The organism is Bacillus kalamii, assembly GCF_047238185.1.
In the GTDB taxonomy this organism is placed as follows: Bacteria; Bacillota; Bacilli; order Bacillales; family DSM-1321; genus Bacillus_AD.
Genome location: NZ_JBDFMI010000006.1, coordinates 570,314 through 585,000, shown reverse-complemented (window position 1 = coordinate 585,000; position 14,687 = coordinate 570,314). Strand labels below are relative to the sequence as shown.

13 protein-coding genes (1 of these 13 cut by a window edge) are annotated in these 14,687 nt (G+C 40.4%); 5 read left to right on the top strand and 8 right to left on the bottom strand.

Going from position 1 to position 14,687, the window contains the following annotated elements:
- The 8 genes from ABC357_RS20610 to dnaA all read right to left on the bottom strand — a co-directional run.
- Positions 1-867, bottom strand: the 5' portion of a protein-coding gene (locus tag ABC357_RS20610) for an HD-GYP domain-containing protein (protein ID WP_412889447.1). Its footprint begins 216 nt before the window's first position; the window shows 867 of its 1,083 coding nt (coding positions 1-867); its start codon is at positions 865-867; the stop codon falls past the left edge of the window.
- 161 nt (positions 868-1,028) lie between these two features.
- Entirely contained in the window at positions 1,029-3,521 is a 2,493-nt protein-coding gene (gene gyrA, locus ABC357_RS20605; RefSeq protein ID WP_412889446.1) for a DNA gyrase subunit A, read from the bottom strand.
- A 91-nt stretch (positions 3,522-3,612) separates the two neighbouring features.
- Positions 3,613-5,535, bottom strand: coding sequence for a DNA topoisomerase (ATP-hydrolyzing) subunit B (gene gyrB / locus ABC357_RS20600; protein ID WP_412889445.1), 1,923 nt, complete (start codon positions 5,533-5,535; stop codon positions 3,613-3,615).
- Positions 5,536-5,612: 77 nt separating this feature from the next.
- Entirely contained in the window at positions 5,613-5,864 is a 252-nt protein-coding gene (gene remB, locus ABC357_RS20595; protein ID WP_412889444.1) for an extracellular matrix regulator RemB, read from the bottom strand.
- A gap of 10 nt (positions 5,865-5,874) precedes the next feature.
- Positions 5,875-6,993, bottom strand: a complete 1,119-nt coding sequence (gene recF, locus ABC357_RS20590) for a DNA replication/repair protein RecF (protein ID WP_412889443.1) — start codon at positions 6,991-6,993, stop codon at positions 5,875-5,877.
- Positions 6,994-7,006: 13 nt separating this feature from the next.
- On the bottom strand, positions 7,007-7,225 hold the full coding sequence (yaaA, locus tag ABC357_RS20585) for a S4 domain-containing protein YaaA (protein ID WP_412889442.1): 219 nt from the start codon (positions 7,223-7,225) through the stop codon (positions 7,007-7,009).
- A gap of 189 nt (positions 7,226-7,414) precedes the next feature.
- Positions 7,415-8,548 carry a DNA polymerase III subunit beta gene (gene dnaN / locus ABC357_RS20580; protein WP_412889441.1) on the bottom strand — a complete coding sequence of 378 codons (1,134 nt, stop codon included), beginning with the start codon at positions 8,546-8,548 and terminating at the stop codon, positions 7,415-7,417.
- A gap of 224 nt (positions 8,549-8,772) precedes the next feature.
- The gene (gene dnaA, locus ABC357_RS20575) at positions 8,773-10,119 is read right to left on the bottom strand and encodes a chromosomal replication initiator protein DnaA (RefSeq protein ID WP_412889440.1); all 1,347 of its coding nucleotides are present in this window, start codon (positions 10,117-10,119) and stop codon (positions 8,773-8,775) included.
- 729 nt (positions 10,120-10,848) lie between these two features.
- Between dnaA and rpmH the strand changes: the two genes are divergently transcribed.
- The 5 genes from rpmH to mnmE all read left to right on the top strand — a co-directional run bounded on the left by rpmH (position 10,849) and on the right by mnmE (position 14,676).
- Complete coding sequence (gene rpmH / locus ABC357_RS20570) at positions 10,849-10,983, top strand: 50S ribosomal protein L34 (protein WP_019243402.1); 135 nt, start codon at positions 10,849-10,851, stop codon at positions 10,981-10,983.
- Between the two features lie 97 nt (positions 10,984-11,080).
- Positions 11,081-11,449 (top strand): ribonuclease P protein component, encoded by a 369-nt coding sequence (gene rnpA, locus ABC357_RS20565; RefSeq protein ID WP_412889439.1) that lies wholly within the window; start codon positions 11,081-11,083, stop codon positions 11,447-11,449.
- Between the two features lie 208 nt (positions 11,450-11,657).
- Positions 11,658-12,386: a YidC family membrane integrase SpoIIIJ gene (gene spoIIIJ / locus ABC357_RS20560; protein ID WP_412890086.1), complete on the top strand. Its 729-nt coding sequence runs from the start codon at positions 11,658-11,660 to the stop codon at positions 12,384-12,386.
- On the top strand, positions 12,383-13,003 hold the full coding sequence (gene jag, locus ABC357_RS20555) for an RNA-binding cell elongation regulator Jag/EloR (protein WP_412889438.1): 621 nt from the start codon (positions 12,383-12,385) through the stop codon (positions 13,001-13,003). The genes spoIIIJ and jag overlap by 4 nt, the downstream gene beginning before the upstream one ends.
- Positions 13,004-13,290: 287 nt before the next feature.
- Positions 13,291-14,676, top strand: a complete 1,386-nt coding sequence (gene mnmE / locus ABC357_RS20550; RefSeq protein WP_412889437.1) for a tRNA uridine-5-carboxymethylaminomethyl(34) synthesis GTPase MnmE — start codon at positions 13,291-13,293, stop codon at positions 14,674-14,676.
- Positions 14,677-14,687: the final 11 nt, after the last annotated feature.

Here is a 14,687-nt window from a genome sequence, read left to right as displayed (position 1 = left end):
CCCGAACTCATCATGCATCAGCATTTCCAGCACTTGAAACGGAGAACGCTTTGGTCTGTATATTCTATCGGAAGTCATCGCATGATAAACATCAGCCACTGCGACTATACGGGAGTATGGATGGATTTTATCAGATTGGCTATTATTAGGGTAACCTGATCCGTCTAATCTTTCATGATGCTGCAAAATGGCCAGTTTTACTTCTTTTTTGAGGCCGGTACTTTTCTGCAGCATTTGATACCCTTTTATAGGATGTTGTTTAACATCCTTGAACTCTTCATATGACAGTGAATCATTCTTCTTCAGTATTCGGATTGGAACCTTTGCCATGCCAACATCACTCAAGCATCCTGCCAAACCTACCTGAACAATATCTCCTAAGTCATAGGACAATTTTTTAGCAATATATCCGCTTATGATGCCCACCGCAATAGCATGATGATAAAAATAGTCTTCCTTAGTGGATAGGCAATGCAACGAAAAAATCTCATTTTCAGCTGATAGAGCCTTTTCTAAGATTGGGACAAAAATTTTTCGTACTGCCGGCACATCCACCGTAGCACCAGCCTGCCAGCCTTGAAACAGTTTCTTGAACTCGTGCACGGCCTCTTTATATGATGTATGAAAACTTACCTCTTTGAACGATTCTTCTGCGTATCCAATGTCGATCATTTCTTTAGGAGTAAAAAGTTTGCCATCGGCCATATACTTTTCTACATTTAGTTCTTTAACTAAAAAGGCACTCAATACTTCAATGAGCCGACTGTCCACCACCGTTTTCTTCAAGGCAATCGGCCGATCCTTCCGTATTTGGATATCCCTTTCAAGGATGCATCCTTCTGTTAGATCGCTTATTTTGATTCTCAAAATCCCCACCCCTAATTAGGCTAATCTTTATCTAGTATGTATTATTATGATAAAACATTTAAGCTGGGAAAACTATACAATTTAAAAAGATGACGAAAAATTTAGTCAATACAGAGCAAAAATATTCCGCCAGCCTTTTAGGGCGGCGGAATATAGCTTCTTTATTCTTCAGTGCCTTCCTGTGATTCCTCGTTCACCATCTCTTCATTTTCTGCGTCCTCGGATTCTTCTTCAGGTTCAACGATTGCTACTGTAGAAACATATTCATTATCTTCTTCACCTAGGCGAATCAGTTTAACACCTTGTGTATTACGTCCTGTTTGGGAGATATCACGGACGGTCATGCGGATAATGACGCCCGCAGCCGAAATAATCATTAGATCCTCTTCTCCAGTGACCGTTTTAATTGCCACTAGATGACCCGTTTTATCTGTAATATTGCATGTTTTAATCCCTTTACCGCCCCTGCTCTGGATGCGGTATTCTTCTTCGTTGGTACGTTTTCCGTATCCGTTGTGGGTGACAATTAAAATTTCTTCTCCTTCATTAAGGAGTTCCATTCCAATTACTTCGTCTCCGCTGCGAAGACTGATTCCTTTTACACCTGTAGCTGTTCTGCCCATCGTACGGACATCCTTCTCAGGGAAACGGATCATCATGCCGTCTTTTGTACCAATAATGATATCTCTATCTCCATCCGTCAGTCTTACGGAAATCAGTTCATCTTCTTCTTTTAATCCAAGGGCGATCAAGCCGTTATTACGGATATTAGCAAAGGAAGCAAGTGGAGAACGTTTGCTGATGCCATGCTTTGTCGTGAAGAATAGATAATTATCTTCTTTGAACTCACTGACAGGAATAATAGCATTCACCCATTCACCTTTATCGATTTCCAATAGATTAATGATCGGCAAGCCTTTAGCTGTACGTCCGTATTCTGGGATTTCATACCCTTTTGAACGGTATACTTTCCCTTTATTCGTAAAGAATAGAATCGTATCGTGTGTGCTCGTAGTCAATAAGTGCTCTACGAAATCATCCTCATGCGTTCCCATTCCCTGTACGCCTTTTCCTCCCCGTTTTTGACTTTTATAGGTCGATATCGGCAAACGTTTAATATAGCCTTTATGTGTTAACGTCACTACGATATTTTCAACAGGGATTAAGTCTTCATCTTCAATGCTTTCTAGCCCTTTAAGAACAATTTCTGTTCTTCTAGCATCATTAAAGCGTTCTTTAATCTCAGTCAGCTCTTCTCGAATGATTTGAAGGACCTTTTGCTCATCGGCAAGGATAGCCTTCAATTCGCTAATAAGCTCTTGCAATGCTTGGTATTCATTCTCGATTTTCTCTCTTTCCAAACCAGTCAAGCGTTGCAGCCTCATGTCGAGGATAGCCTGCGCCTGTTTCTCGGAAAGGGAGAAGTTGCTCATTAGGCCTTCACGGGCAATATCAGTTGTCTCGGATCCCCGGATTAAGGCAATTACAGCATCCAAATGGTCAAGTGCAATCCTTAAACCTTCGAGGATATGGGCTCTTGCTTCCGCTTTACGAAGTTCGAATTCAGTCCTTCTGCGAATAACAACCATTTGATGATCCAAATAATGCGTTAAACATTGTTTGAGGTTCAATACCTTCGGTTGGCCATCAACTAAAGCCAATAGGTTAATACCGAAGCTTGTTTGCAAAGCGGTATGTTTGTACAGATTATTTAAGATAACGTTGGCATTGGCGTCTCTGCGGATTTCCATGACAATCCGCATTCCTCTTCGATCGGATTCATCACGTAAATCAGTGATCCCATCGATTTTTTTATCGCGGGCAAGTTCGGCAATTTTTTCAATCAGTTTTGCCTTATTTACCTGATATGGAATTTCGCTAACGATAATCGTTTGCTTGCCATTTGATTTTTCTTCGATTTCAACACGGGCACGCAGCGTTATAGAACCACGCCCTGTTTGATAAGCTTTACGGATACCTGATCGGCCAAGGATTAAGCCCGCGGTCGGGAAATCAGGACCTGGAATATATTCCATCAATTCATCTATTGTTATATCAGGGTTATGTGTTATGGCGAGAACACCATCGATTACTTCACCAAGCTGGTGTGGCGGTATATTTGTCGCCATACCGACGGCAATCCCCGCTGAACCATTCACCAATAGGTTCGGGAAACGGGCCGGCAGAACAACCGGTTCTTTTTCAGCTCCATCATAGTTATCCGTATAATCAATTGTATCTTTATTGATATCCCGGATTAACTCCATGGATATCTTGGACATGCGCGCTTCTGTGTAACGCATAGCCGCTGCTTGGTCTCCATCGACCGAACCAAAGTTTCCGTGCCCTTCGACAAGCATATAGCGATAGTTAAATGGCTGAGCCATCCGGACCATTGTGAAATAAACAGCTGAATCACCATGCGGATGGTATTTACCGATTACTTCACCTGTAATACGGGCCGATTTTTTAAACGGTTTATCGGCTGTAATCCCCAAATCATTCATCGCATATAAAATACGTCTGTGTACGGGCTTTAAGCCGTCCCTTACATCCGGCAACGCCCGTGAAACAATTACGCTCATGGCGTAATCTAGGAATGACGTACGCATTTCGTTACTAATATTAATCTCTGTTACTCTAGACTCTGACATGGAGCAAACCTCCTTCGAAAGCATTCACTTATCATTTTTTTCGATTCATATTATGTAAAAGACAGGATAGACCTCATCTATCCTGCTTCCCTTAAATATCTAGGTTTTTTACATAGACCGCATTTTCTTCGATGAAGTTCCTTCTTGGCTCAACTTTATCACCCATTAGCATTTCAAAGGTTTCATCCGCTTCTATAGCATCGCTCAAATGGACTTGCAGCATAGAGCGGGTATCAGGGTTCATAGTTGTATCCCATAACTGATCAGGGTTCATCTCACCAAGACCCTTATAACGCTGCAGGTTTGGCTTTGGATGCTCAGGCAATGTGTTTAAAACCTCTTCAAGCTGTCTATCATTATAGGCATATTCCACTTTTTTACCTTGGGAAACCTTATATAATGGCGGCTGAGCAATATATACATATCCACTTTCAATAATATTTCTCATATAACGGTAGAAGAATGTGAGCAATAACGTACGGATATGCGCTCCGTCAACATCAGCATCGGTCATAATGACGATTTTATGGTAACGTGCCTTCGAAATATCGAACTCATCGCCAATTCCTGTACCAAGCGCTGTAATGATTGTCCGTATCTCTTCGTTTGATAAAATACGGTCCAGACGCGCTTTTTCGACATTCAGGATTTTTCCGCGCAGTGGAAGAATCGCTTGAAAATGACGGTCACGGCCTTGCTTTGCAGAGCCTCCTGCAGAGTCACCCTCAACGATATAAAGCTCGGAAATCGATGGATCCTTGGAAGAGCAGTCAGCCAGTTTTCCCGGCAAACTGGATACTTCCAAAGCCGACTTTCTTCTTGTAAGCTCCCTCGCCTTCTTGGCAGCCATACGTGCACGTGAAGCCATTAAGCCTTTTTCGACAATTTTCCGCCCAACTGTCGGATTTTCATACATGAATTTCTCAAGCTTATCGGAAAGAATGGAATCCGTAATGGTTCTCGCTTCCGTATTCCCCAATTTGGTCTTCGTTTGCCCTTCGAATTGTGGATCCGGGTGCTTCACAGAAATAATGCCTGTTAACCCTTCCCTCACATCCTCACCGGAAAGGTTCGCATCACTTTCCTTAATTAACCCTTGCTTCCTTGCATAATCATTAATGACGCGTGTCAGTGCCGATTTAAATCCTGCTTCGTGCGTACCGCCTTCATGCGTCGGGATATTATTAGCAAACGAGTAGATGCTGCTGGTGAATCCTTCATTGTACTGTAGGGCAACTTCAACCGTAATGCCATCCCGTTCCCCGCTGATGGAAATCGGTTCTTCATGGATGACCTCTTTGCTGCGGTTCAAATGCTCAACATAGGAGATAATTCCGCCTTCGTAATGATAATCATTCTCCCGCTGCGGATCTCTCATATCCCTGATTGAAATCTTAATGTTTTTATTCAGGAAAGCTAATTCCCGAATACGCGTTGACAGCGTATCATAATCATATTCAAGCGTTTCCGTGAAAATTTCAGGATCAGGGCTGAAATGGATGACAGTACCTGTATGGTCTGTTTCGCCAATCACTTTTAAATCTGCTGCCGGTACCCCTTTTTCATATTTTTGGTAATAGATGTTTCCTTCACGGTGGACAAAAACCTCCAGATAAGTCGATAAGGCATTCACAACAGATGCCCCCACTCCATGAAGGCCGCCTGATACTTTATAGCCTCCGCCGCCGAATTTACCGCCGGCATGCAGCACTGTCATGATGACTTCCACAGCAGGTCTTCCCATTTTCTCCTGGATATCCACTGGAATTCCGCGTCCGTTATCTTTAACTGTGATGCTGTTATCATTTTCTATAATGACTTCGATATGATCGCAAAAACCAGCTAGCGCTTCATCGATACTATTATCGACAATTTCCCATACAAGATGGTGTAGACCTCTTCCGCTTGTGGAACCGATATACATTCCCGGACGTTTTCGAACTGCCTCAAGACCTTCTAATACCTGTATCTGATTTGCATCATATGATTGTTGTTGATCTAAATTTTGATCCATAGCCAATCCGTATCACCTGCACTTTTTATTTAAAATACAATTCTGTTACTCATTGTTTGTTTGAATCAATCTAGTAATTATGTTTCCTTGGCCAATAAAGAATTTCGCTTTGAACGCTTAACAAGCGTGGATGAGGAAAGGGGGGATAGATAGGTTTTTCCGGCAGTGATAACGATGGATTTGCAGGGTTCTCCGCCCAAATTGATGGTTCCAAGGCTATCTGCCGGAAGTCCGCCCGTACCATCGGACTTCGGTATAGTTTGGTGATCAAGTATGGCTATAATGTCCTTTACTTTAATCACATGGTCCCCGCCTATACTAATGTACATAGTATCACCCCTATTTAACTTGCTTCATATTCCCTTGGACTACTTCGAATGTGGCCGCTTCACGAAGGGTGGCATGATCGATTCCTTCTACACTTGTAGTCGTGACGAACGTCTGTACCTTTCCCTGAATGGTATTCAATAAATGGGATTGCCTGAAATCATCCAATTCCGACAATACATCATCCAATAGCAAAATAGGATATTCGCCTATTTCTGAATAAATCAGTTCAATTTCAGCAAGTTTAAGGGAGAGGGCAGTCGTACGTTGCTGCCCCTGGGAGCCAAACGTCTGCACATCCCGGCCATTGACAATGAACATAAGGTCATCCCTGTGTGGACCGAATAAGGTAACTCCACGATCAATTTCTCTTTGTTTTATTTTATCAAATTTAGCTTGGTATTCATCTATCATTTTCGACAAATCCATTGAATCTGATACATCCACAGAGGGTTTATATTGTATTTGAAGCGTTTCTAAGTCCCTGGAGATTCCTTTATGGATAGGTTCGGCCCATTTTTGCAAAAGCTTCAGGAATTGGAAACGTTTTTCAATTACTTTTACTCCATACTCAATAAATTGCTCTGTCAGGACGTCGAGCATTGCTAAATCTGTCTGTTTTCTGCTCTGAAGCATTTTCAGATAATGATTGCGTTGTTGCAGGATTTTTTGGAATTGGGAATATTCATAGAGATACAGGGGAGATACTTGTCCAATTTCCATGTCTATGAATCGGCGCCTTACTTGCGGACTGCCTTTAACTAAATGCAAATCCTCGGGTGCAAACATGACAACGTTCATATTACCGATATACTGGCTCAATCTTTGCTGTTCAATATGATTGCACTTTGCTTTTTTCCCTTTTTTTGAAATCGTCAATTCCAAAGGGATTGTGCTGTTCCGTTTATGTATCCTACCTTCTATTTTAGCATACTCTTCGTCCCAGCGAATAAGATCTTTATCATTTGAAGTTCTATGGGACTTCGCCATTGCGAGAACGTATATGGCTTCCATGATATTCGTTTTCCCTTGGGCATTTTCACCAAGAATGACATTGACTTTGTTCTCAAAATCCATAACTAGATCTTCATAGTTTCTGTAATTCTTCACTCTAAGCGATTCAATATACATACAATCGATCCTTTTATTCTTCTCCGCTTATAACGAACTTGCCGAATTGCGGGATTTCGATAACATCTCCGTTTCTTAATTTGCGGCCTCTTCGCACATCCAGTTCACCATTAATAAATACTTCATGTTCACTAAGGAACCACTTAGCCATCCCACCGCTATCGATGATATCTGCTATTTTTAAAAATTGGCCTAATGTAATGTATTCAGTTGATATAGCGACTTTATTCATAACGTATATACACTCTTTCTTTATAATCTCTAATATTTAATTTTACTAAAATACCGGACAATACACAAAGAAAACTCTTTTTTGCATATCTGAGTATTACTATGCCCCAAATAAAGGGATATTTGCAAAGCATGCAAAAAGCTGCCAGCCCAAACTGACAGCTTTTTTATTGCACTTGATTCAATTAGATTAATAAGTTCTTACCGGCAAAATCAATTGAAGCATCGAATCGTCATGCTGGGACTGAATAACGAACGGTCTCATTGCGCCTGTAAAGCTTACTTGGATATCCGTACCTTCCAAAGCTCTTAGTGCATCCATCATAAATTTGGCATTAAAGGAAATCTTCAATTCCTCTCCTGTTATGCTTTGAATTTGCACTTCTTCCACCACTTTCCCTATTTCTGGGATATTAGAAGAAATTTCAATGCCTGTTTGTCCTAAAGTCGACAGTTTTACTATATTATTTTTTCCTTCACCCAATAAAGAAGCGCGGACAATGGATTGAAGGAAATCCTTTGTATTCAACGTCACATCCGTTTTGCTTTCAGAAGGAATCAATCGGGATGTATCTGGATAATTGCCCTCCAATAAACGAGAGAAGAATAATAAGTGTTTCGTCTTAAATAAAATTTGATTTTCAGTGATGACTACATGCACCAAATTATGAGTATCATCCAGAATTTTACTTAGTTCGGTTAAGCTTTTGCCTGGGATCACGACATTGTAATTTTCATTTGTATTCGATTCAACTTTTGCTTTGCGCAAAGAAAGTCTATGGCTATCTGTTGCAGTACAGGTGATATTCCCATTTTCAATGTTCCAGTTGACACCTGTCAAGATAGGGCGTGTTTCTGACGTGGACACTGCATAAACAGTTTGGCGTATCAATGTTTTGAGCAGGTCGGTAGGGATGCATATGATATTTTCTTCTTCAATTTGGGGAAGATGCGGATATTCATCCGGATCCAGTCCATTTAAATTGAATTCAGCTTTCCCTGAACGGATCATAGTTTGAAATCCATTTTCGACAGAAATTTCGACATCATCCAAAGGTAACTTTTTCACAATCTCATTGAAGAACTTAGCTTGCAGTACAATACTTCCCTGTTGTTTGATTTCAACCAATTCATTTCCTTCTTCTTCTAAAGGAATGGTTGATTGAATGGAAATATCCGAATCACTCCCTGTTAATGTAACTCCAGAAGAAGTTGCTGTAATTTTAATCCCTGTCAAAATAGGAATAGTTGTTCTGGAAGCGACTGCTTTCATAACATCTTGAACACTTTCAACGAGCTTGTCTCTTTGTATGATGAATTTCATTTAATGAACCTCCTAATTTTTTTAACAGCTTGTTATATTATTTTTTTAAAAAAATAGTAATAGTAGTAATAGGGCGTGTTAATATGTGGATAACTTCATTTTGTTAAGGAAAAACAGTCTATCCACATGTGGACAGACTGTGTATAAATAGACTGCAGTTATTAACACTATTCAATTGGCAATTGTGCAGGCAAAAGATAGACCGCTTATCCTGAATAGGTGGATTATACTTTCAGCTGATTATTGATTTCTTTGATTTGCTGCTGAAGCTGGGGATCTGTTTGAATCAATTTAGAAATCTTTTCGTGTGCGTGTATAACGGTAGTATGGTCTCTTCCCCCAAATTCATCCCCTATTTTAGGCAGCGAAGAATCTGTTAGTTCACGTGATAGATACATCGCGATCTGCCGTGGAAATGCGACAGATTTTGTCCGTTTCTTCGCTTTGAAATCTTCTAGTTTTACATTGAAATGCTCCCCGACGGCTTTTTGGATTTCGTAGATGGTAATGACCTTCGGTTTGGCGCTCGGGATGATATCCTTTAAGGCTTCAGCTGCCAAGTCGGCATTAATATCCTTATTGATCAAAGAAGAATAGGCAACCACTCTAATGAGAGCACCCTCAAGTTCGCGAATATTTGTATCAATTTGATTGGCAATATAAAGCATTACTTCGTTTGGAATATCCAGGCCTTCCGCTTTCGCTTTTTTCCGCAAAATGGCGATCCTTGTCTCCAAATCCGGCGGAGTAATATCTGTAATAAGGCCCCATTCAAAACGTGAACGCAAGCGGTCTTCCAGAGTAGGAATCTCTTTTGGAGGACGATCGCTGGAAATGATGATTTGTTTGCTTTCCTCATGCAACGTATTGAATGTATGGAAAAATTCCTCTTGTGTCGATTCTTTTCCTGCAAGGAACTGAATATCATCTATAAGCAGTACATCAACGCTCCGGTATTTATTGCGGAAGTCTTCCGCTTTATTGTCACGGATACTATTAATAAATTCATTCGTAAATTTTTCAGAAGAAAGATAGACTACTTTGGCTGATGGATTATGCTCCAGTACATAGTGTCCGACTGCATGCATAAGATGCGTCTTCCCTAAACCTACACCCCCATAAATAAATAAAGGATTATAGGCCTTTGCCGGAGCTTCCGCAACAGCTAAAGAAGCGGCATGGGCGAACCGGTTCCCAGAGCCGATAACGAATGTATCGAATGTATTCTTTTTATTAAGCATATGCTGGGGAAAATCATTAGCCTCATCATGTTTGTTTGACTTTTTTGGTGTTTTCCCGTTAGAGGCATCCTGTTCATTTTTATTTTGCGGGATGATGAACTTCACAGATAGCTCTTCTCCTATTACTTCATAAAGAACATTTGAGATCAGCTTTGTATACCGTCCTTCCAGCCAATCTCTAGCAAACTCATTAGGTGCTGTTATGGTTAATGTATCCCCTTGGATAGAAGTTGCTTTAGTTGATTTTAACCATGTTTCATAGCTGGGTTTGCTTACCTTCTTCTCCATTTGCAGGAGCACCTGGTCCCAGAGTGCATCGATGTTCTCCAAATTTGTCCCTCCTTTTCAATAAGTCATGTTTTTGTGCCGAATACGAATATAGGGTTTTACGATCTTTTTTAGTATAGAAAAGTGCTGACGCACATAATCTGTTAAGGAAAGAAATAATAATAGGCGTAAAAGATAAGCTTATCCTAAAAAAAGCTGTGGATAAACTATATATAAGAAAAAACATAGTTTTCGACAAAAAAAGCTACTTGTGGACAAGTAGTTATGAACAGTTGTATATAACTATCCACAAGTTATTCACAGTTTGTGGATAACCATAATGAGCCGAAAAAGTTATTCAGAGTGAAAACACAAATATAATAACAAATATTTCGTGGAGTTGCAACGATTAATCATACTTATCCACAAAGAGCAGGCTTGTGGGAAAATACTTATCACCAAAATAGGAATATGTGAAAAACTTGTCTAAAGATGTTGTGGATAATGAAAAATGTCGAAAAAAGTATTCAAGGACGATTGTGGATAACGTTTGAAGACGTGTTTTTTATTAGAATGGAACTACTAGAGCAAAAATATTCTGATCTCCAGATCTATTTCTTTGGTCCTCCAAAAGAGGAATAATGGGTGGATGAATACTAACAATAAAAAAGAAATCTTGGGAGGGAAGTTTTGTTTTTAATGTTTTTCGGAATGGAGTTGACATTTTTACTATCTCATCTATATAATTAGTAAGACTGTCTTTAACTGCAATCCTCAGGGAGGTGTCATATAATGAAAAGAACTTATCAACCAAATAAGCGTAAACACAGTAAAGTTCACGGTTTTCGTGCACGTATGAGCACTAAAAACGGACGTAAAGTGTTAGCAGCACGTCGTCGTAAAGGAAGAAAAGTATTATCTGCATAGGCCACTGACACATCTCAGTGGTTTTTTTTCAGTTAAAAAGCTATTTGGGTACATTTTGTAGCTGCCAGGCAGATTGTCATACTTGAAGGTGTAAAAAATGAAAAAGAAATTTAGAATTAAGAAGAATGAAGAATTTCAGCTCGTTTTTCATGAAGGTGAATCATTTGCCAACAGACAATTCGTCGTGTATATCTTGCCCAAAAAAGACCAAGACTTCTTTCGGATTGGGTTGTCCGTGAGCAAAAAAATCGGGAATGCGGTTACGCGGGTCCGGATCAAGCGTTATATCCGCCAGGCCTTTCTGGAGCTCAACGATCAGGTCAAAAAGCAAAGCGATTATGTCATCATTGCGAGAAAGCCTGCTTCTGAAATGGAATTCCATGAAGTGAAGAGCAGTCTAATACACGTATTAAAAAGAGGAAAAGCATTAAAAAGCCTGCCTAAAAAGGACAAACACACTTCTTAAGTGGATGTTTTCCTTTCATTCCAGGCAATGGGGTGTAAATAGAATATGTAGTTGCCATCCCAGTAACTGCATCCGTTTTCATCTTGTTGCCGGCTGTAACGGAAGGGGCCGGGCTTTTTGATTTTTTAAATACACTAAGTACCAGGCAATAAGGAGGAAATGACGTTTGAAAAAGCGAATATTGCTTATCATTGCAATTGCTTCATTGATGATGCTGCTTTCGGGATGTTCGGAGATTAACCAGCCGATCACAGACAAAAGTTCCGGGTTTTGGAATGAATTTGTCGTATATCCATTATCAGTCGTCATCACAACCGTTTCCCACGCATTAGGCAATAACTTCGGTTTGGGAATCGTTGTCGTTACTATTTTAATTCGCCTACTATTGCTGCCTCTTATGATTAAACAAACAAGAAGCACTAAAGCAATGCAGGCTGTTCAACCAGAAATGCAAAAATTGAAAGAAAAATATGCTTCAAAAGATGCTGCCACTCAACAAAAACTTCAGCAGGAAACAATGGCACTGTTCCAAAAGCATGGAGTCAACCCGCTTGCAGGTTGTTTTCCACTCATAATTCAAATGCCTATCCTGATTGGTTTCTACCACGCAATTATGCGTACAGCAGAAATCAAAGAACATAGTTTCTTATGGTTCGACCTTGGAGAGAAGGATCCATATTATATTTTGCCGATCGTAGCGGGTGTTGCCACGTTTGCTCAGCAAAAAATGATGATGGCAGGCCAGGAAGCAAATCCACAAATGGCTATGATGCTATGGTTGATGCCGATTATGATTATTGTATTTGCCATTAACTTCCCTGCGGCACTTTCGCTGTACTGGGTAGTGGGTAATATTTTCATGATTGTCCAAACTTTCTTTATTAAAGGGCCCGACATACGGAAACAGACCAGTAAAGCGGGAGGAACGAAAAAGTGAGAGAAGTAACTGCTACAGGCCATAGTGTCGATGAGGCAGTAGAAATTGCTTTAGCTCAATTAAATGCAACTAGAGACCGGGTAGAGATCAATATACTCGATGAAGGAAAAAAGGGGCTGTTTGGCCTTTTCGGTTCCCGTAAGGCAACTATAAAAGCCATTATGAAGCCAGATCCGATTGAAGAAGCAGAACATTTTCTTCAGGAAGTCATTTCTCAAATGGGGCTTCAAGTCCAAATTGATAAAAAAGTGGAAGGCCGAACTGTCACTTTTACGTTATCTGGAAAGAAACTGGCTCTTTTAATTGGCAAAAGAGGACAAACATTGAATTCACTGCAATACTTAACGCAGCTAGTAGCTAATCGCTACTCAAAGCAGCACGTGACAATTATGCTTGATGCGGAAGAGTATAGAAGCAGACGAAAAGAAACGTTAGTCCTACTGGCTGAGCGGATGGCCCAAAAAGCGCTGAAAACAAGAAAAGAAATTGCACTTGAGCCTATGCCTTCATATGAGCGAAAAGTAATTCATACTGCATTGATGAAATACAAACAGATTGAAACACACTCTAGTGGTACAGAACCTTACCGTCATTTAGTGATATCAGTAAAGAAATGAAAAACCTTTCCGGAAAAAATCCGGAAAGGTTTTTTCTTTGTTTTAAGAAAAGGCTAATCTGCACAAAATGAAGATGAGTGAACAAGGGCGAGAGATTGTTATTCACATGTGGATAAGTTACAATAAGCAAAGAAAAAAAGCGTTCATCTCTGTGGACAAAGCGGCAGGGCGATGGATTTTTACTTTTGTTCAAAAAAAGTCTATGATATTGTAGATATTTAGGCTGAAAATAATTCACTAGTTGTTTTTTATTATAGAAAAGTTTACATCAGATGGAGAGGTGCTATATGGAGTTCGATACAATTGCAGCAATATCCACGCCGATGGGAGAAGGCGCAATCGCCATTGTCCGTTTAAGTGGAGATGAAGCTCTTGGCATTATTGATAAGATCTATAGTGGACCTGGAGGGAAAAAGCTGTCAGAGGTTTCAACACACACCATTCATTATGGGCACTTAAAGGATCCAAAGACCAATCAAACGGTTGAGGAAGTAATGGTTTCAATTATGAGGGGGCCAAAAACCTTTACGCGCGAAGACGTAGTTGAAATCAATTGCCATGGGGGCATTGTTTCAGTGAAAAAAGTGTTGAACTTGGTCTTGGCAATGGGGGCAAGGCTCGCTGAACCGGGAGAGTTCACCAAAAGAGCGTTTTTGAATGGACGGATTGATTTATCGCAAGCAGAAGCAGTTATGGATTTAATCAGAGCAAAGACAGACCGGGCAATGAATGTGGCTCTGAACCAAATGGAAGGTCGACTTTCGACTTTAATCCAGAAGCTTCGTCAGGAAATACTAGAAATATTGGCCCATATTGAAGTCAATATTGATTATCCGGAATACAATGATGTCGAAGAAATGACCCACCATATGTTGATCGACAAAGCAGCATATGTACAAGAGGAATTAAGAAAGTTGCTGCAGACGGCCCAGCAGGGAAAGATTTTGCGTGAAGGGTTATCAACTGTTATTGTAGGGCGCCCCAATGTTGGGAAATCATCCTTGCTGAATAGCCTTATACAGGAAAATAAAGCGATCGTGACAGACATTCCTGGGACAACACGAGATGTAATAGAAGAATACGTCAATGTGAGAGGGGTCCCATTGCGCTTGGTAGATACAGCAGGAATCAGGGAGACAGAAGATATCGTCGAGAGAATCGGTGTCGAAAAATCCAGAGCAGTTTTAAAGGAAGCTGATTTGATTCTACTCGTGTTAAACTATTCTGAAGAGCTTTCCTATGAGGATGAGCAATTATTTGCTGCTGTAAACGGTATGGACGTTATTGTCATCGTCAATAAAACGGATTTGAACCAAGAGATCAATTTGGACCGTGTGAAAGAGCTGGCTGGACATTCGCCGGTCATTACCACATCGCTTTTAGAAGATAAAGGGATTGATGAATTGGAAGAGGCAATCGCCAGCTTATTCTTTGAAGGCGAATTGGAAGCAGGCGATCTTACGTATGTCTCGAATACACGCCATATTGCCTTGATTTCACAAGCGCAGTCATGCATAGAAGAAGCCATAATGGCCATTCAAAATGAAGTGCCAATCGATCTTGTTCAAATAGACTTGACGCGATCATGGGAACTTCTTGGGGAAATTATTGGTGATAGTATGCAGGATAGCTTGATAGACCAACTATTTTCACAGTTCTGTTTAGGGAAATAATAGATAAGAGA